General features: G+C 58.0%; 24 protein-coding genes. 11 read left to right on the top strand and 13 right to left on the bottom strand.

Annotated features, from left to right (window positions below; genetic code table 11):
* Positions 1-14: 14 nt before the first annotated feature.
* Positions 15-614, top strand: a complete 600-nt coding sequence (gene cobO / locus AC2FIC_RS18650; RefSeq protein WP_496692649.1) for a cob(I)yrinic acid a,c-diamide adenosyltransferase — start codon at positions 15-17, stop codon at positions 612-614.
* 104 nt (positions 615-718) lie between these two features.
* On the opposite strand, the gene AC2FIC_RS18645 is transcribed toward cobO, so the two are convergent.
* The 3 genes from AC2FIC_RS18645 to AC2FIC_RS18635 form a co-directional block, all read right to left on the bottom strand.
* Positions 719-1,084: an SPW repeat domain-containing protein gene (locus AC2FIC_RS18645; RefSeq protein ID WP_496692648.1), complete on the bottom strand. Its 366-nt coding sequence runs from the start codon at positions 1,082-1,084 to the stop codon at positions 719-721.
* 109 nt (positions 1,085-1,193) lie between these two features.
* Positions 1,194-2,144, bottom strand: a complete 951-nt coding sequence (locus AC2FIC_RS18640) for an AraC family transcriptional regulator (protein WP_496692647.1) — start codon at positions 2,142-2,144, stop codon at positions 1,194-1,196.
* A 125-nt stretch (positions 2,145-2,269) separates the two neighbouring features.
* On the bottom strand, positions 2,270-3,136 hold the full coding sequence (locus AC2FIC_RS18635) for a branched-chain amino acid aminotransferase (RefSeq protein WP_496692646.1): 867 nt from the start codon (positions 3,134-3,136) through the stop codon (positions 2,270-2,272).
* A 160-nt stretch (positions 3,137-3,296) separates the two neighbouring features.
* On the opposite strand from AC2FIC_RS18635, the gene AC2FIC_RS18630 reads away from it, so the two are divergent.
* From AC2FIC_RS18630 to dxs, 6 genes are all read left to right on the top strand, one after another.
* Positions 3,297-3,809, top strand: a complete 513-nt coding sequence (locus AC2FIC_RS18630) for a MarR family winged helix-turn-helix transcriptional regulator (protein WP_142640252.1) — start codon at positions 3,297-3,299, stop codon at positions 3,807-3,809.
* Positions 3,806-4,507, top strand: coding sequence for a response regulator (locus tag AC2FIC_RS18625; RefSeq protein ID WP_142640254.1), 702 nt, complete (start codon positions 3,806-3,808; stop codon positions 4,505-4,507). The genes AC2FIC_RS18630 and AC2FIC_RS18625 overlap by 4 nt, the downstream gene beginning before the upstream one ends.
* Before the next feature lie 68 nt (positions 4,508-4,575).
* Positions 4,576-5,502 (top strand): histone deacetylase family protein, encoded by a 927-nt coding sequence (locus AC2FIC_RS18620; protein WP_496692645.1) that lies wholly within the window; start codon positions 4,576-4,578, stop codon positions 5,500-5,502.
* Positions 5,499-5,741: an exodeoxyribonuclease VII small subunit gene (locus tag AC2FIC_RS18615; RefSeq protein ID WP_142640258.1), complete on the top strand. Its 243-nt coding sequence runs from the start codon at positions 5,499-5,501 to the stop codon at positions 5,739-5,741. The genes AC2FIC_RS18620 and AC2FIC_RS18615 overlap by 4 nt, the downstream gene beginning before the upstream one ends.
* Positions 5,742-6,608, top strand: coding sequence for a polyprenyl synthetase family protein (locus AC2FIC_RS18610; RefSeq protein WP_496692644.1), 867 nt, complete (start codon positions 5,742-5,744; stop codon positions 6,606-6,608).
* A 16-nt stretch (positions 6,609-6,624) separates the two neighbouring features.
* Entirely contained in the window at positions 6,625-8,553 is a 1,929-nt protein-coding gene (gene dxs / locus AC2FIC_RS18605; protein WP_496692643.1) for a 1-deoxy-D-xylulose-5-phosphate synthase, read from the top strand.
* A gap of 222 nt (positions 8,554-8,775) precedes the next feature.
* On the opposite strand, the gene AC2FIC_RS18600 is transcribed toward dxs, so the two are convergent.
* On the bottom strand, positions 8,776-9,972 hold the full coding sequence (locus tag AC2FIC_RS18600; protein WP_142640264.1) for a BCCT family transporter: 1,197 nt from the start codon (positions 9,970-9,972) through the stop codon (positions 8,776-8,778).
* Between the two features lie 139 nt (positions 9,973-10,111).
* On the opposite strand from AC2FIC_RS18600, the gene AC2FIC_RS18595 reads away from it, so the two are divergent.
* The 3 genes from AC2FIC_RS18595 to msrA all read left to right on the top strand — a co-directional run bounded on the left by AC2FIC_RS18595 (position 10,112) and on the right by msrA (position 12,039).
* Positions 10,112-10,990: a DMT family transporter gene (locus AC2FIC_RS18595; RefSeq protein WP_496692642.1), complete on the top strand. Its 879-nt coding sequence runs from the start codon at positions 10,112-10,114 to the stop codon at positions 10,988-10,990.
* Between the two features lie 93 nt (positions 10,991-11,083).
* Complete coding sequence (gene msrB / locus AC2FIC_RS18590) at positions 11,084-11,533, top strand: peptide-methionine (R)-S-oxide reductase MsrB (protein WP_496692641.1); 450 nt, start codon at positions 11,084-11,086, stop codon at positions 11,531-11,533.
* Positions 11,530-12,039: a peptide-methionine (S)-S-oxide reductase MsrA gene (gene msrA, locus AC2FIC_RS18585; protein ID WP_496692640.1), complete on the top strand. Its 510-nt coding sequence runs from the start codon at positions 11,530-11,532 to the stop codon at positions 12,037-12,039. Before msrB ends, msrA begins: the two co-directional genes overlap by 4 nt.
* Before the next feature lie 21 nt (positions 12,040-12,060).
* Here msrA and AC2FIC_RS18580 read toward each other — a convergent pair whose 3' ends face one another.
* The 8 genes from AC2FIC_RS18580 to AC2FIC_RS18545 form a co-directional block, all read right to left on the bottom strand.
* Positions 12,061-14,064 (bottom strand): hydantoinase/oxoprolinase N-terminal domain-containing protein, encoded by a 2,004-nt coding sequence (locus tag AC2FIC_RS18580; protein ID WP_496870204.1) that lies wholly within the window; start codon positions 14,062-14,064, stop codon positions 12,061-12,063.
* A gap of 72 nt (positions 14,065-14,136) precedes the next feature.
* Positions 14,137-15,174, bottom strand: coding sequence for a tRNA epoxyqueuosine(34) reductase QueG (gene queG / locus AC2FIC_RS18575; RefSeq protein WP_496870203.1), 1,038 nt, complete (start codon positions 15,172-15,174; stop codon positions 14,137-14,139).
* Positions 15,175-15,252: 78 nt separating this feature from the next.
* Positions 15,253-15,918: an FtsZ-binding protein FzlA gene (fzlA, locus tag AC2FIC_RS18570; protein ID WP_496699298.1), complete on the bottom strand. Its 666-nt coding sequence runs from the start codon at positions 15,916-15,918 to the stop codon at positions 15,253-15,255.
* Between the two features lie 58 nt (positions 15,919-15,976).
* Positions 15,977-16,711, bottom strand: coding sequence for a monofunctional biosynthetic peptidoglycan transglycosylase (gene mtgA / locus AC2FIC_RS18565; RefSeq protein ID WP_496707313.1), 735 nt, complete (start codon positions 16,709-16,711; stop codon positions 15,977-15,979).
* Positions 16,712-16,750: 39 nt separating this feature from the next.
* Positions 16,751-17,665, bottom strand: a complete 915-nt coding sequence (locus tag AC2FIC_RS18560; protein WP_496692636.1) for a Hint domain-containing protein — start codon at positions 17,663-17,665, stop codon at positions 16,751-16,753.
* A 185-nt stretch (positions 17,666-17,850) separates the two neighbouring features.
* Entirely contained in the window at positions 17,851-22,383 is a 4,533-nt protein-coding gene (gltB, locus tag AC2FIC_RS18555) for a glutamate synthase large subunit (RefSeq protein ID WP_496692635.1), read from the bottom strand.
* A complete protein-coding gene (locus AC2FIC_RS18550) occupies positions 22,380-22,814 on the bottom strand; it encodes a GFA family protein (protein ID WP_496692634.1) in 435 nt (144 codons plus the stop codon). Before AC2FIC_RS18550 ends, gltB begins: the two co-directional genes overlap by 4 nt.
* Before the next feature lie 23 nt (positions 22,815-22,837).
* A complete protein-coding gene (locus AC2FIC_RS18545) occupies positions 22,838-24,271 on the bottom strand; it encodes an NAD(P)-dependent oxidoreductase (RefSeq protein ID WP_496692633.1) in 1,434 nt (477 codons plus the stop codon).
* A 230-nt stretch (positions 24,272-24,501) separates the two neighbouring features.
* On the opposite strand from AC2FIC_RS18545, the gene AC2FIC_RS18540 reads away from it, so the two are divergent.
* The gene (locus AC2FIC_RS18540; RefSeq protein ID WP_142640289.1) at positions 24,502-25,305 is read left to right on the top strand and encodes an undecaprenyl-diphosphate phosphatase; all 804 of its coding nucleotides are present in this window, start codon (positions 24,502-24,504) and stop codon (positions 25,303-25,305) included.
* On the opposite strand, the gene AC2FIC_RS18535 is transcribed toward AC2FIC_RS18540, so the two are convergent.
* Positions 25,306-26,289, bottom strand: a complete 984-nt coding sequence (locus AC2FIC_RS18535) for a complex I NDUFA9 subunit family protein (protein ID WP_496692632.1) — start codon at positions 26,287-26,289, stop codon at positions 25,306-25,308.
* Positions 26,290-26,298 lie beyond the last annotated feature (9 nt).

Genomic DNA, 26,298 nt, shown 5'->3' with positions numbered 1-26,298 from the left:
ACAGAGGTGCCCGAATGAGCGACGCGCAGGATCACAAAGAAAAGATGCAGCAGGTGCAGGCCAAGCACCGCAAAAAAGTGTCCGAGGCCATCGACCCGGGCCGTGGTCTGGTGCTGATCAATACCGGCAAGGGCAAGGGCAAATCCTCGGCCGCGTTTGGTGTCGTGATCCGAGCGTTGGGATGGGGTCAGAAAGTTGCCGTCGTACAGTTCATCAAGGGCAAGTGGAAAACCGGCGAGCGGCGGTTTTTTGAAGAGCGCGATCTGGTCACCTGGCACACGATGGGCGAGGGCTTTACCTGGGACACCCAGGACCGCGAACGCGATATCGCTGCGGCCAATGCGGCCTTCGACAAGGCGCGCGCGCTGATGGAGAGCGGTGAGTATGATCTGGTCGTTCTGGACGAGATCAATATTGCCCTGCGTTATGAATATCTGACCGTCGATCAGGTGATCGACGGGCTCAAGGCGCGGTCCGACAAGACCAGCGTGTTCCTGACCGGCCGCGATGCGCCAGAACCACTGCGCGACTATGCTGATCTGGTCACCGAAATGACCGAGGAAAAGCACCCGTTTCAAGCCGGGATCAAAGCCCAGCGCGGCGTAGATTTCTGAGCGCTTTATCAAGGTCACCGCGATAAGCCGCCCGTTGTTTGAACGGGCGGCTTTGTTTTCCGAGTGGGAAGCAATGGTATCGAGGCGTCAGGGCATGTGCCCGTTCAAGCAAACGCCTCTTGCTCTGGCGCGCTGAGCGAGATGACCGCCACCACCGCCGCGCCGTTCAGCCAGTAGAATATCGCATCCAGACCCTGGAACCCAAACAGGCTGGGTGCCGCCAGAAACACCACCCCGACCAGCAGATCGACGCCCAGATGGACGCGATAAGGCAATACCCTCCAAATCCCCAGATGATGATCGGTCAATACGGTCAGGACAAAGGCTGCAATGCCGGTCACAACCGACAGCCACAGGGCCATCGGATTGGACTGACCCAATCCCAGAACAAACGGCAGCGCCATCAGGGCGATGGCAACCGGGTAATCGAGGTAGGCATGAATATTGCGGGTAACGAAACGGAGAGACATTGCATTTTCCTTTCCTTGTTTGAGATGATCTCAAACTAGGACAAGTAGGTCGAACGCTTAATTCTGGATCGTCCATGAAACCTTGCAGATCGTTCAGAATGATGGAGGATCAATGCATGGCTCGATAAGCCGCCGGTGACAGACCGATCTGTTTCTTAAACACGCGGGAAAACGCGGCCTCAGAGGCATACCCCACCTCGGCCGCCGCATCAGAAACGTTCCAGCGGCTTTCGACCAATCCCTGACAGGCGATCTGCATCCGCCAATCGGTGAGGTATTGCATGGGCGTGGCCCCCATCTTTTCAGCAAAGAGCTGGGCAAAGGCCGTGCGGGACATAGCGGCCTCTCGGGCCAGGGTCTCAACGCTCCATTCTACCGCTGGTGCGCGGTGAAACGCGGTCAGCGCGCGTGAAATTCGCGGATCTGCAAATCCTGCCAGGGCCGAGTCACTTGGGCTTTGATGTTCAAGATAAGCACGGGTGGCCTGCGCGAACAGCACTTCGGACAGTTTCAACGCGATCAGGTCGCCACCGATACGCGTGCCGCTGACCTCGGATCCGATCATGCGCAGGGTGGACTCGAACCAGGCCCCAGCCTCTTCACCGTAATTCTCGATCAGGATGTAAGGCGGCAACCGATCCAGCAACATATGCCCGGTACCTTGTCGACCCGGAGGGCCGGTGAACGAGAAGTGGCCGCAGATCAGTTGCGTGTCACGACCTTTGTCCTCTCCGCCATAGATCAAAACCCCATCCCCCGTGTAACCCGCATCTTCCAGCACCTGCTCCAGAGGCAAAGCGTCCAACGGCTTGACTTCGTTGCACAGCAACGCATGGGCCGTACCATGGGGAATCAGGATCAGATCACCCTGCTTCAAACGCAGAGTTTCCCCTGTATTAGAGACGAAAACATGAAGTTCACCCCGTTGAACAAAATGAAACCGGGCGACGTTTTCAAAGGCTGGAACCTGAATTCCGAACGGAGGCGTAAAAGAAGTGCGGAAGTAAAACGTCCCGCGCAAGGACAGACGGGTGAGGATATCGCTGAGAAGGTCTAACATTACCGTAACCTACACCCCGCCATGCGTTCGTCCAGTTACCTGTACGATCTGCAATGAATTGCGAATGAACGGCAAAGAAAAGCCCCCGCGAAATCGCGGGGGCTCTATCTGTCTCAAATCTGCGATCAGGCGCGGACCAGCGCCTCATAATCTGCGGCGATTTCGCGGGTGAGGTCACCGACCTCGAACGTATAGTCGCCGATCTGGCCCACAGGCGTGACCTCAGCCGCAGTACCGGTCAGCCAGCATTGTTCAAAATCGGCCATCTCTTCGGGTTTGATGCGACGCTCATGCACCGTGATACCTTTGTCTTTTAGCATCTGGATCACTGTCTGGCGGGTGATCCCGTTCAAAAAGCAATCGGCCAACGGGGTATGAACTTCGCCGTCCTTCACAAAGAAGACGTTCGCCCCGGTCGCCTCGGCAACATAACCACGCCAGTCCATGAACAGCGCATCCGAGCAGCCCTTGGCCTCGGCCTTATGCTTGGAAATGGTGCATATCATGTACAGCCCGGCCGCCTTGGCATGGACCGGGATGGTTTCAGGGCTTGGCCGCTTCCATTCCGCGATATCCAGCTTGGCGCCCTGCATCTTGGCGTCGCCATAATAGGCACCCCAGGGCCAGACCGCTACGGCCATGCGGACCGGGTTCTTGGCCGAGGCCACGCCCATATCCTCGCCCGAACCACGCCAGACCAGCGCACGGACATAGGCATCCTGCAACCCGCTTGCCTTCAGCGCGTCTTCCTTTGCCGCTTCGATCTGGTCGATCGTATAGGGCATCGGCATGTCCAGCGCCTCGGCCGAGGCGACCAGCCGTTCAGAATGCTCCCGACTTTTGAAAATTTTGCCGTTATAGGCTCGCTCGCCCTCAAAGACCGAAGACGCATAGTGCATCGCATGGCTCAGAATGTGGACATTCGCCTCGCGCCAGGGCACAAGTTCTCCATCCATCCAGATGACACCGTCACGATCATCATACCCCGCCATGCGAAACCTCCCTGCCTGGGTTGAATATTCCGATTATTGCGCAATATAGGTCCGAAGTGGACATAAAGTTGCGCAAAAACTGCGATTCGATACCTGTCCGCTCTTGGAATGTCAACAACGCTGACATAAACTCGGACCTGTGTAACGAATGAGGCAGAATATGTCAGATACCCGCCCCGCCCAGGCCTTTGGCGGAGAAAGCCTGTTGTTTCTTACGGATGAACAGCTGCGGCAGGGGATCGAGGCGATGTTTTTCGCCTATCGCGGGTTCACGGCGGACCCGGATCGCATTCTGACACAGCTGGCCTATGGGCGGGCACACCACCGTGCTATCCACTTCATAAATCGCGCGCCGGGGACGACCGTCAATAACCTGCTTGCTATTCTTGGGGTGACGAAACAGTCTCTGAACCGGGTCCTTCGGACATTGATTGACGATGGGTTGGTCGAAAGCAGGGTCGGTACAGTGGACAAGCGCGAACGGCACCTGTTTCTGACCGAAGCCGGGAGGGCGCTTGAAACCAGGCTGTCCGAGGCCCAGCGCGTGCGGATGCGCGCGGCGTATAAGGACGCAGGCCCAGAAGCGGTGTCTGGGTTTCGCAAAGTGCTTGAAGCAATGATGGATGCTGATATGCGTCATGCCTATACCAAATTGCGGGATACGACCTCATGAGTGATATGGATGCCCATCTGTTGATCGTTGACGATGACGAGCGTATTCGCGATCTGCTCAAGAAATTCCTGATGCGAAACGGGTTTCTGGTGACCGCGGCGCGGGATGCCGCCCATGCACGTCGGGTGCTGTCGGGACTGGATTTCGACATGATCGTTCTGGATGTGATGATGCCCGGCGAAGATGGTGTCAGCCTGACCAGAGCCCTGCGTGAGACCCACACCACCCCGATCCTGTTGCTGACGGCGCGGGGCGAAACCGAACACCGTATCGCCGGGCTTGAGGCGGGGGCCGATGATTATCTGGCCAAACCGTTCGAGCCCAAAGAGCTTTTGTTGCGGATCAATGCGATCCTGCGCCGGATGCCGGAAACCCCGGCACAGGATGCCGCAACCAAGATTCTGCATCTCGGCCCGATCCGCTATGATGTTGAGCGCGGTGAGATGTGGCGGGGCGAAGAAACGGTCCGCCTAACCGCAACGGAAAGCCAGCTGATGAAGATCTTCTCGGCCCAACCCGGCGCCCCTATCAGTCGCGCCAAGCTGGTCGAGGATCTGGGCCGTGATAAGGGTCAGGCGCAGGAGCGTGCCGTTGATGTGCAGATCACACGGCTGAGACGCAAGATCGAGCAAGACCCGAAACAACCCCGGTACCTGCAAACCGTGCGCGGGGCCGGGTACATGCTGGCTCCGGATTGATTGAGCCGCTGCGTGGCGGTTCTTTGCCTTCGGCGAAGGTATTTTGACCAGATGAACAGGGGATTGTGATGAAAACTGCCCTTTTGACCCATGCGGATTGTCTTGGGCACGTGACACCCGAGGGGCATCCGGAACAAGTCGCGCGACTGGAACATATCCTTCATGCGCTGGATAGGCTGGACCTGGATCGTGTGACCGCGCCGCTTGCAGCCGATGATGACCTGCTGCGTATTCACCCCGAAAGCCATATTCGCGACATCCGCAAAAGCCGCCCGACAGAGGGATTCCGGCAGGTGGACGGCGATACATTCATGTCGCCGGGATCTGTAGATGCGGCCTTTAGGGCTGCAGGGGCTGTGGTGAAAGCCGTGGATTTAGTGCTGGGCGGAGAAGCCCCAAATGCGTTCTGTGCCATTCGCCCCCCCGGCCATCACGCCGAGAATGAAACCGCCATGGGGTTTTGCCTGTTCGGCAACGCCGCATTGGGGGTGAAACACGCGTTGGATCATCACGGTCTGCGCCGCGTCGCTGTGGTGGATTTCGATGTGCATCACGGCAATGGCACGCAGGATTTGCTGTGGGATGAGCCGCGCGCGTTGGTGATCACCAGCCAACAGATGCCCTTGTGGCCGGGATCAGGCCGCGCCGACGAGACCGGCGCCTTTGAAAACGTCCTGAATATTCCACTGTCCCCCGGAACCGGCGGCGCCAAGATGCGCGCCGCCTATGAAACATTGGCTTTCCCGCGACTGCGCGCCTTCAAACCCGAGCTGATCATAATCTCTGCCGGGTTTGACGCCCATCAGGATGATCCGCTGGCCAATCTGAACTGGGCCACCGAAGATTTCGCCTGGATCACTGCCGAATTGTGCAAGATTGCCGATGAGCATTGCGCGGGACGTATCGTCTCGACTTTGGAAGGCGGGTATGATCTGAAAGCCTTGGCCGAGGCCACACGTGCCCATGTGGAAGAGTTGATGAAGGCAGCCCGATGACAGATACACCCGTTGACCAGATGACATTCGAACAGGCGATGAAAGAGCTTGAGGCCGTTGTCGGCCAGCTGGAGCGTGGCGATGTGGCGCTGGACCAGTCCATCGCCTTGTATGAACGGGGTGCAGCGCTGAAGAAACGCTGCGAGGATGAACTGAAGCGGGCCGAGGAAAAAGTGGCCGCGATCACCTTGGACGCCGATGGTCAACCGACCGGGACGACGGTTGTCGAAGGTCAGTAAATGTTTCGCGAAAGACTGGCGCAGGATGCAACGCTGATTCAGGGCCATTTTGATCTGGTTCTGGGCGCGCTGGACGATCTGGATGTGACACAGGCGATGGCCTATGCCACGCAAGGCGGCAAAGGTCTGCGCGGGTTTTTGGTGCTGGAAAGCGCGCGGCTGCATGATGTGGATACAGCGCGTGCGATCTGGCCTGCCACGGGGATCGAGGCATTGCACGCCTATTCTCTGGTGCATGATGACCTGCCCTGCATGGATAACGACGATTTGCGTCGCGGGCGCCCGACAGTTCATGTGAAATGGGATGAGGGCATCGCGGTTCTGGCAGGCGACGCGTTGCAGACGCTGGCATTCGAACTTTGCACCCGTCCCGAAATTGGCCCCGCCGAAATTCGCGCGGAATTGGCCTTGTCTCTGGCGCAGGCAAGCGGAGCGCAGGGCATGGTGCTGGGCCAGGCGCTGGATATCGCGGCGGAATCGGCAGACTCTCCGCTGACGCTGGAAGAAATCACCCATTTGCAGGCAGGAAAAACCGGAGCGCTGATCGAGTGGTCTGCATGCGCCGGCGCGCGTCTGGCCCAAGCTGATCTTGCGCCCTTGCGCCAATATGCCCAATCCCTTGGTCTTGCTTTTCAAATCGCAGATGACATCTTGGATATAGAGGGTAACGCCGAAATTGCGGGCAAGCGCCTTCAGAAGGATGCCGAGGCGGGAAAGGCCACGTTTGTGTCTCTGCTGGGCCTCGACGCCGCCAGAACCCGTGCCGCGGAGCTGGTGGAACAGGGCTGCGCCGCGTTGGAAGGCTATGGCGCGTCGGCTGAAACCTTGAAGGACGCCGCCCGCTTCGTTATTGCCCGGGACAGCTAAGCCAGGAACGCGCCATATGTCTGACCGCCCGAACACTCCTCTGCTGGATCTTGTGAACCGCCCGGCCGACCTGCGGCAGTTTTCGGACGCGCAGCTGCATCAGGTGGCGCAGGAATTACGGGCCGAGACGATCTCGGCCGTGTCGGTCACCGGCGGGCATCTGGGTGCGGGTCTGGGCGTGGTGGAACTGACCACGGCGCTGCATGCGGTATTCGATACGCCGCGTGACAAAATCATCTGGGATGTCGGGCACCAGTGCTATCCGCATAAAATCCTGACCGGGCGGCGCGACCGGATCCGTACCCTGCGCCAACCCGGCGGGTTGAGCGGGTTCACCAAGCGCAGCGAAAGCCCCTATGACCCGTTTGGCGCGGCGCATTCCAGCACCTCGATCAGTGCTGCCCTTGGCTTTGCCGTGGCGCGCGATCTGGGTGGCGTGACGCCCGAAGGTCTGGGCGATGCCATTGCGGTAATCGGCGATGGCTCGATGTCGGCGGGTATGGCGTTTGAGGCGATGAACAATGCGGGCCACCTGAAAAAGCGCCTGATCGTTATCCTCAACGACAATGAAATGAGCATCGCACCGCCGGTTGGCGCCCTGTCCAGTTATCTGTCGCGCATTTATGCCGAAGAACCGTTCCACGATCTGAAGGCCGCCGCCAAGGGCGCGGTGTCCTTGTTGCCGGAACCGTTCCGCGAAGGCGCCAAACGCGCCAAGGAAATGCTCAAGGGCATGGCCGTAGGGGGTACTTTATTCGAAGAACTGGGCTTTTCCTATCTCGGCCCGATTGACGGACACGACATGGATCAGCTGTTGCCGGTGCTGCGCACGGTCAAGACGCGGGCCACCGGCCCGATCCTGATCCATGTGCTGACAAAAAAGGGCAAGGGCTATGCCCCCGCCGAGCAGGCCCGCGACAAGGGTCACGCGACCGCGAAATTCGATGTTGTGACGGGTGAGCAAAAGAAGGCGCCGTCAAACGCGCCCTCTTATACGTCGGTCTTCGGCAAGACCCTGGTGGAAGAAGCCGCGCGGGACGACAAGATCGTCGCCGTCACCGCCGCCATGCCCGATGGAACCGGGTTGAACCTGTTTGCCGAACGCTACCCGTCACGTTGTTTCGATGTAGCGATTGCGGAACAGCATGGTGTGACGTTCTCGGCGGCTTTGGCTGCGGGCGGGATGAAGCCATTCTGCACCATGTATTCGACCTTCCTGCAGCGCGGCTATGATCAGGTCGTGCATGATGTGGCCATTCAGCGCCTGCCCGTGCGATTTGCCATCGACCGCGCTGGTCTGGTGGGCGCTGATGGGGCGACCCATGCCGGATCGTTTGACATTGCCTATCTGGCCAACCTACCGGGCATGGTCGTGATGGCCGCCGCAGATGAGGCCGAGCTGATGCATATGGTGGCCACCGCCGTCGCCCACGACGAAGGCCCGATCGCCTTCCGCTATCCCCGCGGTGAAGGCGTGGGCGTGGACCTGCCCGAGCGTGGTGTAGTGCTTAAAATCGGCAAAGGCCGGATAATTCGGAAGGGCGCGCGTGTGGCATTGCTGTCTTTCGGTACGCGCTTGGCCGAGGTACAAAAAGCCGCCGAGGCCTTATCCGCACGCGGCATCACCCCCACCATCGCCGATGCACGTTTCGCCAAACCGCTGGACCGCGACCTGATCCTGAATCTGGCCTCCGATCATGAGGCGCTGATTACCATCGAAGAGGGTGCGATTGGCGGTTTCGGCAGCCATGTGGCGCAGCTACTGGCCGATGAGGGTGTGTTTGATCAGGGCCTTAAATACCGCTCGATGGTGTTTCCGGATATCTTCATTGATCAGGCAAACCCGGCGGATATGTATGCGGTTGCCGGTATGAATGCCGAACAGATCGAGGCCAAGGTCCTGTCTGTTCTGGGTGTGGCCACGATTGGTGAAAAACGCGCCTGAGGGACCATTAAGGTTATCAACTCCAAGGAAGAGCGTGCCTCAAGATAGCTCTTCAGTGAGTGAAGATTGAACTAAGCCAACATAAGTAAAAGATATTGCAAGTTTGTGATTTCACACGTGTCGCTTTTGTTTCGCCTTTTTGACTCTTTCTGCATTGCTTACACAGTGCCGGCCAAAAAAACGGGCGCCTCAGCGCCCGTATTAGCTTTTTGTCGATGTTGATCAGTGAACCGTCTCGACCTTGTGGAAATCCAGATCACGGTCTTCGGGCATCCCAGTTATGCTCAGCACCTCTTTGCGTTTGGTGATCAGGATATAAACCACACAGGCCAGATAGAGGCCGACAACAACTGCGCCGATCCACTGGATCTGCAACCACTGGCTTTGGAACAGCAAGGTCAGGACGAACAGCAGCACAACATTGCCCGCCACATAGATCGCTTTACCAAAGCGGGCGACTGTCATGTTCAGGTTGTCCGTATAGAGCCTAATCAACGAATCCAGTGAGTTGATCACGAAGGTCACGCCCACAATCACCATCGCAATGTTGGTGATGCCTGCGGTGCTGATGCCGTTCAGGTGGTAATAGTAGAGAACGGTGAACCAGATCGCCAAGGGTATCGACGGAAAGATCAGCAGAGCAGCCAGTAGTTGCCAGGTCTTCAGCCCACCTACAAAGCGAGATGTGAACTGGCCGATCATGATCGACCAGGCAAACCACCAGAACAGGTAGAAGGCGTGATAATCTGTCAGCGGCAGGACAAACTTGTGCAGGTTGGTGAAATAGGCACCAACATTGCTTCCGGTTTCCACAAAGCCATTCACGCCCATGCCCGCAGCAACCCACATGCCCAGGATCAGTGCCAGGAACAAAAAGGTCGAGCCCACCGACAGGATACGCACGTATTTCAGGTCGGTCGAAGAATAGGCCGCTGCCAGAATGACGACAAACACGATGACATAGAAGGTGGTGACCACTGACTCGCCGTCTCCGACCTCGGGCAGGTAGCCGGGCAGGTAGATCAGGAACAGGCTGGCGGTGAAAGCGCAGGTGCCGATGATGACCACATTGTTGATCAGCTTGACCAGCGGGATTTCAAAGAACTTCACGCGCGGCTCGATGACACAGAAATAGAACGCGGTCAGAAAGTAGAACGCCCAGATCAGAAAGCCCCAGAACCCGAATTCGATCGCCAGTGGGTTGGCAAACGCATAGGCGGGGTCTTCGGCATAGCCGCCGAATTCGGTCAGCGGAAACATGATCAGGCCGACATCCAACCCGGATGTGAACAGAATCGCGATGAAGGTGAACAGATGAACCGGCGTTACGCCGACGATCCGCAGATTCCACCACTTCACCACAAAGAAGGCAACAAGGCCCAACGCCAGCAAGACGCCAAATGATAGTATGTACTCCAATAGCACCGACAATCCTCCCATTAATGTCAGTTCATGACGCTGTTATAGTTTATTGGCTGATCAATCAATAAAAACAGCACTGCTTGCGGCGCGCGCTTATTCGGTCAACAGTGCGCGAAAATCTGAACAGGGGGTCGCGATGGATTTTCGCGCAATGGCCATGGGGCTGACATTTGCGTTTATCTGGTCTTCGGCCTTCACCTCGGCCCGGATCATCGTGGCGGACGCATCGCCGTTGTTTTCCCTGGCTCTGCGGTTTCTGATCTCGGGTTTGATTGGCGTCGTGATTGCACGGGCGATGGGCCAAAGCTGGCGGCTGACGCGGTCACAATGGTATGCCACCATCCTGTTCGGGATATGTCAAAATGCCCTTTATTTGGGCCTAAACTTCTATGCGATGCAAACAATCGAGGCCTCTGTTGCCGCCATCATCGCCTCGACCATGCCATTGCTGGTTGCCTTGGCCAGTTGGGTGTTTATGGGCGACAGATTACGGCCAGTTGGAATTGTAGGCCTGTGTGCCGGGTTCGCCGGTGTTGCTCTGATCATGAGCAGTCGGATCGGCGACGGCGTTGATCTGTTCGGCGTCATGCTTTGTGGCATTGGAGCGCTTGCGCTGACATTTGCCACGCTCGCAGTGCGTGGGGCGACATCGGGCGGGAATTTCATGATGGTGGTTGGCTTACAGATGCTGGTCGGATCGGCCATTCTGTTTGTTGCAGCACCGGTATTCGAAACGATTCATATCCACTTGACGGTGCCGCTGGTCCTGGCCTTCACCTATACAACTCTGTTTCCCGGCCTTCTGGCCACGTTCATCTGGTTCCTGCTGCTGGATCGGATCGGCGCAACCCGGGCGGCCACGTTTCACTTTCTCAACCCGGTCTTTGGTGTCACCATCGCCGCGATCTTGTTGGGGGAAAAACTGGGGCCGCTGGATGCGGTCGGGGTGCTGATCACCACTCTGGGCATTCTGGCGGTGCAACTGTCCCGCCAACCCGCTGCAAAACCGGCCTGACCCACACATAAGCGCGAGGAACGCAAAACCCCCTTTGCTTTCCGCCGCCAAACCCCATCTATAATGCGAACCACCAAAGCGACCGGAGGAGCCATGACCCGTTACACCAAATCCCCTGAGGCCATCGCCGCATTGTCGCCCGAGGAATATCACGTCACGCAAAACAGCGGCACCGAACGGCCCGGCACTGGCAAACTGCTGAACAACAAAGAGCCCGGCATCTATGTGGATATCGTCTCGGGTGAACCTCTGTTTGCCTCGGCGCATAAATACGAATCCGGCTGCGGCTGGCCCAGTTTCACCAAACCAATCGTGCATGAGCATGTTGAAGAACTGCGCGATGCCTCGCTGGGCATGATCCGCACCGAGGTGCGCTCGAAACATGGCGACAGCCATTTGGGGCATGTGTTTCCCGACGGCCCCCGCGAACATGGCGGGCTGCGATACTGTATCAACTCAGCCTCATTACGGTTCGTCCATCGCGATCAGATGGAAGCCGAAGGCTATGGCGAATTCCTGATTCATGTGGAGGAGATCGAATGACCGAACACCGCGCCGTTCTTGCCGGGGGCTGCTTTTGGGGCATGCAGGATCTGATCCGCAAACGCCCGGGCGTGTCCCGCACTCGCGTCGGATATACAGGTGGAGACGTGCCCAACGCCACTTATCGCAACCACGGCACCCATGCCGAGGGGATCGAGATTTTTTACGATCCTACCGTGACCACCTATCGCGATCTGCTTGAGTTTTTCTTTCAGATCCATGACCCGACTACGGTGAACCGGCAAGGGAACGACATGGGGATGAGCTATCGCTCGGTCATTTATTATGTCGATGACGCCCAGAAACAGGTCGCGCTGGACACCATTGCCGATGTGAATGCCAGCGGCATCTGGCCCGGCAAAGTCGTGACCGAGCTGGAACCCGTTGGCGATTTCTGGGATGCCGAACCCGAGCATCAGGATTATCTTGAACGCATCCCGAACGGCTATACCTGCCATTTCCCGCGCCCGGATTGGGTTCTGCCCAAACGCGACGCGGCCGAGTAAGGATTAGCCCCGGATCAGGGGCTAGTCCGACGCCACCCGCGGCCGTCCACTGGCCTCGACGGTGATCATTGCCTCAACAAAGACCTCCTGCGCTTCGATACGGGCGGTGCGGATATCCCGGTCGACGATCACTCGGATATCCTCGGCACCGGCTCCGCGCACTTCTCCTTCCGCCTCAGCCCTCAGGATGGATTCCAGCAGCGCCATCGCCTCGTCAGAATCACTAAAGTCCTGAGGCCCGTCTTCAAGATGCACCCTGTACCGCCCTTCGGATGGCGCCGTGACGGTCCCGGCCCGGCGCAGTGTCAGCCTGCCAACTACAGCTCCAATCGCATTGGCCACGCCCGTGTGTTCCGGCAGAATCATGCGGCATCGCAATCTTTCCCCGACTGCGGGGTAATAGCTGGGGGCCGACGCCCCAAGACCGATCACATCCACATTCAGTGCCGCGTCCAGCGCCACCAAACCGCGATGCCCGGCCAGACCTTTCCGCGTCAAAACATGCCGGGCCAGATCGGGTGCCGGAACGCCGAAATCCTCGGCTTCTTCTGAAAAAGCGGTCTCTAACAAGGTCAAAGAGGTCTGTTCGGTCAGCTGATCAACGATCATCTGCGCCAACAGATCCGGTGTTGCAGCCAGCATATCACCGGTGCCAATCCGTTTTCGCGCCACCAGTTCCAGCGCTTTGCGTGCAGCCTCTGCGTCCCAGGCATCCAAACGGCCCAGAACGTGGCTGGCATCCGAAGGTGTCACGCCGGATACCTGAACGATTCCACGATCCACCAAACGAGTAAGTGCGCCTGTCTCCATCCGCGTTTTAAGCAAATCAGACAGCGGCAGGACCTTCTGCCCCAAGCGATCCACCAGGGCGGCTTCCCTTGCCCCCAGACCTTCGGCATGAACACCCGGTACCAGACGTGCGAACCGGGTGTCATGTTCACCCACAGTTGGGGCCCGCAACTGCGCATCCAAGGCCGTGTGAACCTCGTCGGGCGCTTCTGACGCGATCAGAGATACGGGCAAAACACGGCGCGGTCCCAGGAAGATGCCGCCGCCCAGCCCTTCGGTTACAACATGTACCTGACTGTCCCCGCCCAACCCGTGGGTCCGCATTGCGACGGCCTCCACCATGGTACGAAAGCCGCCAACGCTGGCACCTTCGGGATCAATGGCGGGCTTGCCATCCCGGATCAAGGCGACATCGGTCGTGGTACCTCCGATATCTGATACCAGCGCGTTCTCGGCTCCCGTTAGCCAGCGCGCCCCGACGATCGAGGCCGCAGGGCCGCTCAAAATCGTTTCAATCGGTCGATCCCGCGCCTGTTCGGCGCTCATCAACGCTCCGTCGCCGCGAACCACCATCATTGGCGCTGAAATTCCTAGCGTCACAAGCTGATCCTGTGCCCGTCCGATCAAGCGGTCGATCATGCCAATCAACCGTGCATTCAGCACCGCTGTCACCGCACGTTTTGGGCCATTCAACTTGGCCGACAGATGGTGCGAACATGTCACCGGCGCACCCGTCCGATCAGTAATAATGCGGGCGACCTCAAGTTCATGCGCCGGGTTTCTGGTGGCGAACTGCCCGGCCACCGCGAAACCTGAAACCCCTGAATTAGAGTCTAAAAAGGCTTCAATCGCCTGAACATCCAATGGCCTGGCCTCTGTTCCTGCATGCGTGTGACCGCCCGCCACAACCAAAGCTGGATCCCCTTTCAAAGCATCCCGCAGACCATGCTTCTCCAGATCTCCTTCCCTGAACCCGATATAGACAAGGGCAACCCGGCCACCCTGCCCTTCGACCAGCGCATTTGTGGCCAATGTCGTTGACAGCGACGCCATTGAGATCTGCTCCGGTGACACCTGAGCCTGCGTCAGAACCGCGGAAATCGCCTTGCCGACGCCAATCGCCAGATCAGCTCGTGTTGTCAGAGATTTGGCCGAAGCAATCACCTCAGTCTCATCCCGGACCAGCACCGCATCCGTATAGGTTCCGCCTGTATCAACCCCCAAAGCCAGCGCCATCGGGTTCTCCTTCCTGTTCGCTGTGATTGGGTTTAGCGGTTTGCACCGACACGTCCAGCCTGTTTGCGGCACCTAGGAGAGTTGTTTGACCGCCCAGCGCGCGGCATCTGCCACGGCTGAATCCGGATCCTCTGTCAAACCTTGTGCAATCGGTATCAACCCCTGCAGGCCCGAGTTGCCAATGGCGTACAGCACATTTCGCACAAACCGGTCCCGTCCAATCCGCTTAATCGGAGAACCCGAGAATTTCGTTCGAAATTCCGGATCGTCCAGGCCAGCCAATTCCGCCAGCCGAGGAGCCTTCAGATCCTCACGCGCTGCATAGCGCATGTCACTGGCCGTGACTGCGAATTTGTTCCAGGGGCAGGCGGCAAGGCAATCATCGCAACCATAGATCCGATTGCCGAGTTTCGCGCGCAGGTCTTCATCAACCGGACCCTTGTGTTCGATTGTCAGGTAAGAAATGCAGCGCCGCGCGTCCAACTGATAAGGCGCCGGGAATGCGTCTGTCGGACAGGCGGCCAAACAGGCCCGGCAGGATCCACAGTGATCCACCTCTGCTTGATCCGAAGGTAGGTCCAGAGTTGTAAAAACAGACCCTATAAAGGCCCAATTTCCCCAATCGCGACTTACAAGATTGGTGTGCTTACCCTGCCATCCCAACCCCGCAGCATGACCCAAGGCCTTTTCCGGAACCGGGGCGGTATCGACAAAGACCTTCACCTCGCCACCAGCCTCGGCTATCAACCAGCGGGCTAACCTTTTGAGCCGCTTCTTGACCAGGTCGTGATAGTCCTTGTTCTGCGCATAGACTGAGATCGCCCCCTTCTCGGGGTGGTCCAGAATCTCGGTTGGATCATGTTCGGGCGCATAGCTTTCTGCCAACATGATCACCGATTTCGCCTCGGGCCAGAGCGCTGCCGGATCGCCCCGCCAATGGGTCCGTTCGGCCATCCATTCCATCTGCCCGTGATATCCGGCCTGCAGGAACGCCTCAAGCCGGTCGGGCACTAGGGGGACATCCCACGGGCGACAAATACGGCACGACACAAAGCCCTCGCTCAGCGCCTGCGCCACCAACTTACCCTTTAAACCCGATCCGCTCTTCATCTGGCCCTAAATACCTTTGGGGGGAAATCGCGTCTCAAGGCGCGATTGGGGGCAGACTGCCCCCCTTACGTGACCCTATCAGAAATCCAGATCTGCGTAATGGGTGGGCGGCCTGAACCCAGGAACCTGATCCGCCAGAATCGACCGGAAAGCAGGTCGGGATTTGATCTTGGCATACCAGTCTTTGACTGCCTGAGACCGATTCCAATCCACGTCCGAGATATAGTCCAGCGCCGATAGATGCGCCGCAGCCGCAAAATCGGCCAATGTCATCTGATCCCCGGCCAGCCAACGGCGGTGATCCAGCAACCAGGCCATGTAATCCAGATGATATTTGATGGCCTTGGCACCTTGCTTGACATTTTTGCTGTCAGGATAGCCCTGACCGGTAACTTTCTTGTTCACGCGCTCATAAACCAGTTTGGATGTCACCTCGTGATGGAACTTGTCATCAAACCAGGATACCAACCGGCGCACTTCATATCGCGCCTCGGGCGTTTTGGGCATCAGGGCAGGTTCTGGGCGGGTTTCCTCAATATATTCGCAAATCGCGTTGCTTTCGGACATGATCTTTCCGTCCAGACGCAGAACCGGGACTTTTCCGGCCGGGTTGCGGCGCAGGAAATCGGGATCTTTCTCCCAGTATTTCTCCTCGACCAATTCAACCTCAATCTTCTTTTCCGCCAGTGACAGGCGCACCTTGCGGCAGAAGGGGGACAAGGGAACATGAAACAAACGCGCCATGGGCTTCCAATCGAACCAGTGAATACACTCAAGCTTTAGCCTTGCAGGGCCTTGGGTTTCAATCCTCGAAACAATCCGCGCGACCATCTGCGCGAATGGTGGCCGCCCCATCGAGGATCGAGGCAGCCCGTCTGCGTGTGCGGACCGACGGATCCCGAACGGACCTGTTTCTGGGAGAAGGCAGGATTGCGGCAATACGTGCGGCCTGAACTGGCGACAGCTGGGCCGCGGTCACATTGAAGTTGCGCTGGGCTGCGGCCTCAACGCCAAACACACCTTCGCCAGTCTCGGCCACGTTCAAATAGACCTCGAGAATGCGCTGCTTGCTCCAGAAAATCTCGACCACGGGGGTGAGAGATGTCTCAAGCGCCTTACGCACCCAACTGCGCCCCTGCCACAGGAACACATTCTTCACCACTTGCTGCGTGATGGTTGAGGCGCCACGTGTACCGCCTTCCTCCAAAGCATCGCGAATGGCATCGACATCAAACCCCCAGTGCAGGCAGAAATTGGCATCCTCTGCCGCCACCACGGATCGCGCCATGACGGGCGAGATCTGTTCAATCGGCACCCAATCGCGCTGAACCTTGCCCAGCCGCCGCCATTCAGACCAGATCGTATGGGTTACCGGGGGATTCACCACAGAAAAAAGCACCACAAGCGCCACAACAAACGCAACCAGACCCAATACCGCGCGGGTCACCCAGCGGCGAATCCGCGATTGTGTCTGGTTCTTTGCCTTCGACGCCTTGCTTTTCTTACTGCTCGATTTGCGCGCTGCTTTCTTTGCCATATTGTTGCTATACGACGCGGCGACGATGTTTGGAACGGATTAAATCGCCAAAGCGCGCGCCTCGCGCGGGCGTATCACGGGGCGGGCGGTTTCTGGCAGGACCGCGTCGCGGGTCTGCAATTCGGGAAACAGGGCCAGAACTTCAGCCTTTGTCTCGGCGTCAGACTGAGAGAGCGCGTGCCCAGGGTAATAACTTTCGCTTTTGGCCCCATTTGCAATGACGATCTCATGGCGCGAAAAGAGAAGATGAATATAGTCGATCTGACCACCCTCAACACGCGTAACAGAATCCCCGTTGACCAGGCAATGCGCTGCGATCAGCACTTCGGAATAGCCGAACAAATACGGCGCCCGCCAGTCCGAGACCAGCATCCGGTGCTGTGGCGACACGATCAAAGGCTGTTCCAGCCCTAGCACGCCAGCCTCAAACCGGATCGGCGCCAGCTTGCCTTCGGCCTCAACCGTGGTCCGCCCCACCCAAAGCAGCGGCTGCGCACCGTTGTCCGATGTGATGACCATATCGCCGGGCTTCAGATCTTCGATAAGACGCGGGCCATCAGGCGTTTCGATCAGCGTTCCGGGGGTGAAACAGGGCGGGCCAAGATTGCCAACATCTAGCGGCCCCTGCGTGTTGACAAAGGTTGATGAGACAAACGTGCCCGGTTGCAGAACCTGCCCGTCTGTTGGTGTAAAGACACGGGTTCCGTCAGCAAGATAGAAGGTCGTGCCGGTATAGGTGACATTGCCAACGCCGGTCACGTTAATCGTAACAACATCACCCGGCCACGACGAAGTAACATCCTGGCCGTTTACCGTATCCCCGCTGGGCGCGTCGATCTCGCCATCGTCATCCACATCGGTGAGGTTGAATTTATCAACAACTACCGATGTACCGCCCGGTGGCGGATTCGCGGGGTCAAACGAATAAAACTGATCAAGATATGTGGTTGGCATCTAACAGACTCCTACGCGTTCGCACGACTGCAAAGCAGCCTAACCGCAACTTCCGAACAAAAAGTGACGAAATCTAGGCTTATTGGGCCCGTTTCGACAAGGCAAACGACCACCTAGGACCAATAAAAGAAAACCCCACGTGTTTTAAAAGACACGCGGGGTTGCCATTTTCATTAGTCCTCAGATTACTCTGCAGGAACCGCTGTTGCCTCGACCGCCAACGGATGGCTGAGCTTGTTCAGCATCTCTTTCGGGCAGACCTGGATAAAGTTCGCCTTCTCGACCTCCCAGTGCTGCAGGATATCCGCAGCCTTGCGGCTAATGGTTTCGGCCTGATGGGTTTCGATCAGCGATTTCAGCTGGTCTTCCCAATGGCCAATGGTCACGGGGCATGTCACCAGCGTTTCCATATTCATCAGCGCCTGCGCCTTGCCGTCGGGGTCGTACAGGTAAGCCATGCCGCCTGTCATGCCCGCTCCGAAATTGGCGCCGATACTGCCCAGGATCACGGCGACCCCGCCGGTCATGTATTCGCACCCGTTCGAGCCGCAGCCTTCGATCACCACCTTGGCGCCTGAATTGCGCACCGCGAACCGTTCTCCGGCGCGGCCTGCTGCAAACAGATACCCGTTCGTGGCCCCATACAGAACCGTGTTGCCAATGATGGTGTTGTCATCCGCCTTCAGCGGGCTGACCTGCGGTGGACGCACAACAATCATACCACCAGACAAGCCCTTGCCGACATAGTCATTGGCATCACCCGAAACTTCAAGCTTGAGTCCCGGCGCTGCAAACGCCCCCAGCGACTGACCGGCAGAGCCCTGCAGCTTCACGTGCAGGTGATCCGACTGGAACGTGTTCCGCATCCCAAAATTTTGCACGATATGGCTGGAAACCCGCGTCCCAACGGTTCGGTGCGTGTTTTGCACCGCGTAAGACAGCTGCATTTTCTCGCCGTCTTTCAGGAACCGGGCCGCATCGCGGACGATTTCCGCATCCAGCGTATCGGGCACCGCGTTCCGGTCTCTGTCGCGATTATAGACGATGTTATGGGCACCATCGACGGTGATCAGCAGCGGGTTGAGGTCCAGATCATCCAGATGCGCCGACCCTCGGCTGACCTGCGCTAGCAGATCGGCCCGACCGATGATGTCGTCAATCGACCGCGCACCCAGACTGGCCAGCAGCTCGCGCACTTCTTGCGCGTAGAAGGTGATCAGGTTGACGACCTTATCGGCATTACCGGTGAATTTGGCGCGCAGGCTTTCGTCCTGAGTACACACGCCAACTGGGCAAGTGTTGGACTGGCACTGACGCACCATGATACAGCCCATCGCGATAAGGGCGGCGGTGCCTATACCGTATTCCTCGGCCCCCATCATCGCGGCCATGACGATGTCACGACCGGTACGCAAGCCGCCATCGGTTCGCAGGGTCACGCGATCCCGCAGGTTGTTCATCGCCAAAACCTGATGCGCCTCGGTCAGGCCCATCTCCCACGGCAGCCCGGCATATTTGATGCTGGTCGCCGGCGATGCGCCGGTGCCGCCATTGTGACCCGAAATAAGGATAATGTCCGCTTTTGCCTTGGCTACACCTGCAGCAATCGTGCCAACACCCGAGGACGCCACCAGCTTGACCGTCACCTTACAGCGCGGGTTGATCTGTTTCAGATCATAGATCAACTGCGCCAGATCCTCGATCGAATAGATATCGTGGTGCGGCGGCGGTGAGATCAGTGTTACACCCTTGGTCGAATGGCGCAGGCGCGCAATCAGGTCGGTGACCTTCATGCCAGGCAACTGCCCGCCCTCACCGGGTTTGGCACCCTGGGCAACCTTGATTTCCAGCTCTTCGCACTGGTTCAGGTATTCGGCGGTTACACCGAACCGGCCCGAAGCCACCTGTTTGATCTTGGCCGAGGGGTTGTCACCATTGGGTTCCGGCACGAAATGCGCCGGATCTTCGCCGCCCTCGCCGCTGTCGGATTTCGCCCCGATCCGGTTCATCGCAACGTTCAGCGTCTTGTGCGCCTCGGGCGACAGCGCCCCCAGCGACATGCCCGGCGTCACGAACCGTTTGCGGATCGAGGTGATAGATTCCACCTCTTCAATCGGGATCGGCTTGCTCAGCGGTTTGAAATCCATCAGGTCGCGCAGATGGATCGGCGGGTTCGATTGCATCTTGGCCGAATACTGCTTCCACAGCTCATACGACGCTTTGTTGCAGGCCATCTGCAGCATATGCATCGAGGTCGCTTCCCACGCATGGGTTTCGCCCGACTTCCGCGCCTTATAGAAACCACCGATCGGCAGAACATCCAGACCGCTTTCCCAGCCCTTGGCATGGATCTCTTCGGCCTTGGACTGAATACCCGTAACACCGATGCCGGAAATCCGGCTGGTCATACCGGGAAAAAACTCGGCGACCATGGCACGGCTGAGGCCCACGGCCTCAAAGTTCAATCCGCCACGATAGGATGAGATCACCGAAATCCCCATCTTGGCCATGATTTTCAGCAAGCCCTGGTCAATCGCCTCGCGGTACCGCGCGACATTTTCGGTCAGGCTGCCATCCAGCAACCCGCGATCAATACGATCGGCCAGAGAATCTTCGGCCAGATAGGCGTTGACCACAGTGGCCCCACACCCGATCAGAACGGCGAAGTAATGCGGATCAACGCATTCCGCCGACCGCACGTTCAGCGAGCAGAAGGTGCGCAGACCCTTGCGGGTCAGATGCGAGTGCACCGCGCTTGTTGCCAGGATCATTGGCATCGCCACGCGACCCTGACCTGAATTCATGTCGGACAACACCAAATGCCCCGCGCCCGAGCGCACGGCCTCTTCGGCTTCGGCTCTAATACGGGCCAAAGCTGCGCCCAGCGCCCCTTGTCCGGCTTCAAAGCTACAGTCGATTTCTGCCAATGGGGCATTGAAGTTTTCAGCCAATGCTTCCCATTGGGCATTGCCCACAAACGGGCTTTCCAGCACGATAATTTCGGTCTGGCTGCTGTCTTCATCCAGCACGTTTTTCAGGTTTCCGAACCGGGTTTTCAGCGACATCACACGATATTCGCGCAACGAGTCGATGGGAGGATTGGTCACCTGGCTGAAGTTCTGGCGGAAGAAATGGCTGAGCGGACGGTACTGTTTCGACAGAACAGCCGATGGCGTGTCATCGCCCATTGAAGCCAGTGCCTCTTTGCCATCTTCGGCCATTGGCGCCAGAATCTGCTCCAGTTCCTCGATCGAATATCCGGCCGCGATCTGACGCTTGCGCAGCTCCTCGCCCGCATAGATCGGCGCTTCGGTGATGCCAGCCAGAGACTCGTCCAGATCGTTGATCTTGCCGACCCAATCGCCGAATGGCAGTGCGCGGGCCAGCTTGTTCTTGATCTGCGTATCGCGATACAGCTTACCCTTTTTCATATCCACGGCCAGCATTTGGCCCGGGCCCAACGCGCCTTTTTCGGTCACGCTGGCCTCATCAATCGGGACCATCCCGGCCTCGGAGCCTGCAATTACAAGACCATCTCCAGTGACCACATAACGCATCGGACGCAATCCATTCCGGTCAAGACCGGCACAGACCCAGCGGCCATCGGTCATGGCCAACGCGGCAGGGCCATCCCAGGGTTCCATCACCGAGTTGCAGTAAGAATACATGTCGCGCCAGGCCTGCGGCAATTCCACCGCCTGCTTGGACCAGCTTTCGGGCACCAGCATGGTTTTCGCCATCGGGGCCGAGCGGCCTGCGCGTACAAGAACTTCGAATACAGAGTCTAATGCGGCAGAATCCGACGATCCACCAGCGATGATCGGTTTGATATCCTCGGCGTAATCGCCAAAGGTGCCACTGGCCATACGGATTTCATGGCTTTTCATCCAGTTGACGTTGCCCCTGAGAGTGTTGATCTCACCGTTATGGGCCAGCATGCGGAAGGGCTGGGCGAGCCACCATTGCGGGAAAGTGTTGGTCGAATAGCGCTGGTGATAGATGGCAAAGGCGGATTCGAACCGTTCATCCATCAGATCGGGGTAGAAAACCGCAACCTGCTCGGCCAGCATCATGCCTTTGTAGATGATCGAACGACACGACAGCGAAGCCAGATACAGCCCGGAAATCCCGGCAGCTGCGGCAGCCTTTTCAATGCGGCGACGGATAACATAAAGCTCACGCTCGAATGTCTCTTCGTCCACGCCTTTGGAATTCGAGATCAGGATCTGCTCAATCTCGGGCCGGGTCGCGTTGGCCTTTTCGCCGAGGCAGGTGACATCAACCGGAACGTGGCGCCAGCCATAGATATAGTAGCCCATGCGCAGCACTTCGGATTCCACGATGGTCCGGCACTGTTCTTGCGCACCGAAATCGGTGCGGGGCAGAAAGACCTGACCAACCGCGATCAGCTGATCCAATTTGGGCTCGTGCCCGGTGCGACGGATCTGGTCATAGAAGAAAGGAACCGGGATCTGCACATGGATACCCGCGCCGTCGCCGGTCTTGCCATCCGCATCTACCGCGCCGCGGTGCCAGATCGCCTTGAGCGCGGCGATGCCAGCATTCACAACCTTGCGTGACGGCTTGCCATCGACTGAGACCACAAGACCCACACCGCAGGACGAATGCTCTTCTTCCTCGGAATAGAGACCGTTTTCGGCCATGAACTGACGTTTGGCTTCTTCGGCCCGTACCCAATCGGCATCATATTTGGTCATTGGCTGTCTCCTTCTTCCGGCAGGCCGTACATGGCTTCGACCTCAGCTTTGGTCATCTGCCGACGCTCGCCTGCGAACGCGTATCCGTCAGGCTTTTTGTCGATATAAAGTTCCAGTTGCAGCGGATTGTCCGTTTCGTCGAACAGGCCTGCTGCCATTTGGGTATGCCCGTGCATTTCACCCGGCAGCGTAATCCGGTACCACAGGGCCGATCCGCAATCGGCGCAAAATGCACGTTCCGCCCAGTCCGAGGACGTAAAGGTCTTAACCGGCCCAAGGGCCGCATACCCCTCTTGCGCGGGAAACGTTATCAGCATCGAGCTAGTCCAGCGGCGACACTGGTCGCAATGGCACGCGCCCAACGATTCTTTCGCCGGGGTGGCAGTCACTGTGACCGCGCCGCACATACATTGGCCTTGCAATTCGGGCATCTCTGTCCCTCCTGTCGCGGGGCTTATTCGGCTGCAACCGCAGCCGTGTTGTTGAAACGGTCAAGGATCGCGTCGGCGCAGTCGCGCCCATCGCGGATCGCCCAGACCACCAGCGAGGCACCGCGCACGATGTCACCGATGGCATAGACACCGTCCATCTCGGTCTCGCCGGTCTCGAATGCTGCTTTTACAGTGCCCCAGCGGGTCACGGGCAGGTCAGGCTGGCCAAACAGGGTGGGCAGGTCTTCGGGCTCGAACCCCAGCGCCTTGATCACCAGATCAGCGTCTTCGACATAATCCGCGCCTTCGATCAACTCGGGGGCCTGACGGCCGGTGGCATCGGGCTGACCCAGACGCATCTTCTGGACCAAAACGCCGGAAACCTGATCATCGCCGGTAAAGCCCTTTGGCGCGCTTAGCCATTCGAATACGACGCCTTCTTCCTCGGCATTCTGCGTTTCGCGCTGTGATCCGGGCATGTTCGCGCGGTCGCGGCGATACAGGCATTTGACCGAGGTCGCACCCTGACGGATCGAAGTCCGCACGCAATCCATCGCGGTATCACCGCCACCGATCACGACAACTTTTTTGCCTTCGGCATTCAAACGGCCATTGTCGAAATCTTCGACCTCGTCGCCAAAGCTTTTGCGGTTCGAGGCTGTCAGGAAGTCGATGGCCTTTTCAATACCCGTCAAACCGCTGCCAGGCATGGACAGATCACGCGATTTGTACACGCCTGTCGCAATGATCACCGCATCATGCTTGGCGCGGATTTCTTCGAACTTGGCGGCATCGACGTCGCAATTCAGAACAAACTCAACCCCGCCATCAGCCAACAGGTCATTGCGGCGCTGAACAACGTCTTTTTCCAGCTTAAAACCCGGAATTCCATACATCAGCAGTCCGCCTGCCCGGTCATGGCGATCATACACGGAGACCTGAATACCCGCACGGCGCAGCATGTCCGCCGCTGCCAGTCCACCAGGGCCGCCGCCGATGATGCCGACGCTTTCGCGGCGCTCAGCACCCGGTACGACCGGCTTGACCCATCCCTTTTCCCAGGCTGTGTCGGTGATATATTTCTCGATCGAGCCAATGGTAACAGTGCCGTGCCCGGATTGTTCGATCACGCAATTCCCTTCACACAGGCGGTCCTGTGGGCAGATGCGCCCACAAATCTCGGGGAAGGTGTTGGTGGCCTGACTGGTATGATAGGCCTCTTCCAGACGGCCCGTTGCGGTCAGGTTCAGCCAGTCGGGGATGTTGTTGTGCAGCGGGCAATGCGACTGACAATAAGGCACACCGCATTGGCTGCAGCGGCTGGCCTGTTCTTCAGCTTTGGCAGCAGCGAATTCGGCATAGATTTCGTCAAAGTCTTCCGTGCGGGCATCTGCGGCCCGTTTTTCCGGCATTACTCGGTCGATCTGCACAAATTTCAGCATCGGTTGCTTGGCCACGGGTCAGACTCCATGAATTGGCTTGGTCGCGCCTCTTTAAAAGATGCGTAGGGGGATTAAAAGTCAAGTATACTGACCTTTTTTCAAAAACTTTGCGAGATTCCACCGATGGCCAGTGAGAAATACAGGATTTTAGTTCCGATTCGGACCTATTTGCATCCTTTTCTTTTCCTTACCGCGCTTATACGCAGGGATCACAAAGAACACGTGACGGCAGCACGGGCAGGTAAATGAGTCTTTTTCAGTTGATTCTTGCAGCAGTCATTCAGGGAATTACCGAATTTCTGCCGATCTCATCTTCGGGTCATCTGATACTTTTACCCAGCCTGACCGGTATGGACGATCAGGGGTTGGCCATCGATGTCGCTGTGCATGTGGGCACTCTGGGCGCCGTAATTCTGTATTTCTGGTCTGATGTGAAAATGGCGATTTCCGGACTGCCGCAGGCTCTTTTGGGGCGCACCGATACACCACAAGCCCGATTGGCCCTGGGGCTGATTCTGGCCACGATCCCAACCGTCATTGTCGGAGCGATCCTGTTCAAAACCGGGCTCAGCCAGTCTCTGCGCTCAATGACGGTCATCGGCTGGACGATGCTGGGGTTCGGCATATTGCTCTACTGGATGGACCAGAAAGGGCCGCAAAGCAAAGAAACCTCTGACTGGGGCCTGCGCGATGCGATGATCATGGGCCTGTGGCAAGTCCTGGCGCTGATCCCCGGAACATCCCGGTCCGGGATCACGATCACCGGGGCGCGCCAGCTTGGATACAGCCGCGAAGACGGTGCACGCATCGCGATGTTGATGTCCATACCCACGATTCTGGCATCCGGAGCGCTGCTGTCCACAGAGGTCATCCGCCAGGCAAATGCCCAACTGGCGTTCGACAGTGCTGTTGCTGCGTTCTTTGCGTTTCTGTCCGCGCTGCTTGCCTTGTCGCTGATGATGCGCCTGTTGCGCAGCGTCAGCTTTACGCCATACGTGATCTACCGCGTAGTAGTGGGCGCAATCCTTCTGGTCATCGCCTACAGCTGATCAGGTCCGCATATTGCTGGCCGAGTTCTGTATGTCGTCATACTGACCCGAGGGGCGGAACTTCCACAGATAATCCGGCAGGACCGATTCCAGCGTCGCCGGCTCGATCCCCAGATCGGCAAAGCCAAGCGCGCTATCTGAGGCAACATTGTCGTGACGCAGATTCTTGAGCTGATCACGCGTCAGGATATTGTTCGGAAACAACTGAAAGCTCGCAAATTTCATTATGTCCAGCATTCCCGCCATGATCCGGGCCACCCAAAAGGGAATCCCAAGGATAATCCGGTGGCGGTTGATCACATCCAGCATTTGCAGCATCAACGCACGGAAGGTTTTCACTTCGGGTCCGCCCAGTTCGTAGACACCCCCGCTGGCCTGCCCCAGCACGCCCTGCACCGCAGCCTTAGCGACATCATCCACATAGACCGGCTGAAATTGCGTCTGGGCCCCGACTAGCGGCAGAAATGGCCCCATCCGGGTCATCGCAGCGAAACGGTTGAAGAACTGATCCTCGGTTCCGAAAATCACCGAAGGGCGCAGGATCATTGCACCCGGCATATGCGCCAGAATACCGGCCTCGCCTTGCGCTTTGGTACGAGAATATTCGCTCCCCGCCTCGGCATCAGCACCAATGGCCGAAATATGGACCATACGGGTTACACCTTCAGCGGCGGCTAGACGCGCAACGCGTTCAGCCCCTTCGGTTTGAACGGTATCGAATTCATTCCGGCCAATCTCGTTCAACACACCAACACAGTTGACCACCGCATCAGCCCCCCGCATCGCCAAAGCAACCGAAGCGTCATCGCGGATGTTACACAGGACAGGTTCGACTTGCCCCACCGCACCGTAGGGTCTAACAAACATCGCTTCGTTCGGACGGCGCACCGCAACCCGAACGCGCCAGCCTTCATTCGCCAGACGTCGCGCAATATACCGGCCAACAAATCCGGATCCGCCATAAATCGTGACCAGTTTGGACATTTGAGGGCT

This window comes from Ruegeria sp. CDSC079 (genome assembly GCF_059610505.1).
The sequence above is the reverse complement of the archived record's forward strand: the minus strand, read 5'-3'. Positions and strand labels throughout refer to the sequence as shown.

What these genes read in the sequence shown, in the direction of transcription:
- mtgA (WP_496707313.1), bottom strand. Translation starts at nt 16,711, where the DNA reads ATGGCAAAGAAAGCAGCGCGCAAATCGAGCAGTAAGAAAAGCAAGGCG.
- cobO (WP_496692649.1), top strand. Translation starts at nt 15, where the DNA reads ATGAGCGACGCGCAGGATCACAAAGAAAAGATGCAGCAGGTGCAGGCC.
- queG (WP_496870203.1), bottom strand. Translation starts at nt 15,174, where the DNA reads ATGAAGAGCGGATCGGGTTTAAAGGGTAAGTTGGTGGCGCAGGCGCTG.
- AC2FIC_RS18595 (WP_496692642.1), top strand. Translation starts at nt 10,112, where the DNA reads ATGGATTTTCGCGCAATGGCCATGGGGCTGACATTTGCGTTTATCTGG.
- AC2FIC_RS18620 (WP_496692645.1), top strand. Translation starts at nt 4,576, where the DNA reads ATGAAAACTGCCCTTTTGACCCATGCGGATTGTCTTGGGCACGTGACA.
- AC2FIC_RS18645 (WP_496692648.1), bottom strand. Translation starts at nt 1,084, where the DNA reads ATGTCTCTCCGTTTCGTTACCCGCAATATTCATGCCTACCTCGATTAC.
- msrB (WP_496692641.1), top strand. Translation starts at nt 11,084, where the DNA reads ATGACCCGTTACACCAAATCCCCTGAGGCCATCGCCGCATTGTCGCCC.
- AC2FIC_RS18580 (WP_496870204.1), bottom strand. Translation starts at nt 14,064, where the DNA reads ATGGCGCTGGCTTTGGGGGTTGATACAGGCGGAACCTATACGGATGCG.
- AC2FIC_RS18640 (WP_496692647.1), bottom strand. Translation starts at nt 2,144, where the DNA reads ATGTTAGACCTTCTCAGCGATATCCTCACCCGTCTGTCCTTGCGCGGG.
- gltB (WP_496692635.1), bottom strand. Translation starts at nt 22,383, where the DNA reads ATGACCAAATATGATGCCGATTGGGTACGGGCCGAAGAAGCCAAACGT.
- AC2FIC_RS18610 (WP_496692644.1), top strand. Translation starts at nt 5,742, where the DNA reads ATGTTTCGCGAAAGACTGGCGCAGGATGCAACGCTGATTCAGGGCCAT.
- AC2FIC_RS18615 (WP_142640258.1), top strand. Translation starts at nt 5,499, where the DNA reads ATGACAGATACACCCGTTGACCAGATGACATTCGAACAGGCGATGAAA.
- dxs (WP_496692643.1), top strand. Translation starts at nt 6,625, where the DNA reads ATGTCTGACCGCCCGAACACTCCTCTGCTGGATCTTGTGAACCGCCCG.
- fzlA (WP_496699298.1), bottom strand. Translation starts at nt 15,918, where the DNA reads ATGGCGCGTTTGTTTCATGTTCCCTTGTCCCCCTTCTGCCGCAAGGTG.
- AC2FIC_RS18630 (WP_142640252.1), top strand. Translation starts at nt 3,297, where the DNA reads ATGTCAGATACCCGCCCCGCCCAGGCCTTTGGCGGAGAAAGCCTGTTG.
- AC2FIC_RS18635 (WP_496692646.1), bottom strand. Translation starts at nt 3,136, where the DNA reads ATGGCGGGGTATGATGATCGTGACGGTGTCATCTGGATGGATGGAGAA.
- AC2FIC_RS18535 (WP_496692632.1), bottom strand. Translation starts at nt 26,289, where the DNA reads ATGTCCAAACTGGTCACGATTTATGGCGGATCCGGATTTGTTGGCCGG.
- AC2FIC_RS18625 (WP_142640254.1), top strand. Translation starts at nt 3,806, where the DNA reads ATGAGTGATATGGATGCCCATCTGTTGATCGTTGACGATGACGAGCGT.
- AC2FIC_RS18540 (WP_142640289.1), top strand. Translation starts at nt 24,502, where the DNA reads ATGAGTCTTTTTCAGTTGATTCTTGCAGCAGTCATTCAGGGAATTACC.
- msrA (WP_496692640.1), top strand. Translation starts at nt 11,530, where the DNA reads ATGACCGAACACCGCGCCGTTCTTGCCGGGGGCTGCTTTTGGGGCATG.
- AC2FIC_RS18560 (WP_496692636.1), bottom strand. Translation starts at nt 17,665, where the DNA reads ATGCCAACCACATATCTTGATCAGTTTTATTCGTTTGACCCCGCGAAT.
- AC2FIC_RS18550 (WP_496692634.1), bottom strand. Translation starts at nt 22,814, where the DNA reads ATGCCCGAATTGCAAGGCCAATGTATGTGCGGCGCGGTCACAGTGACT.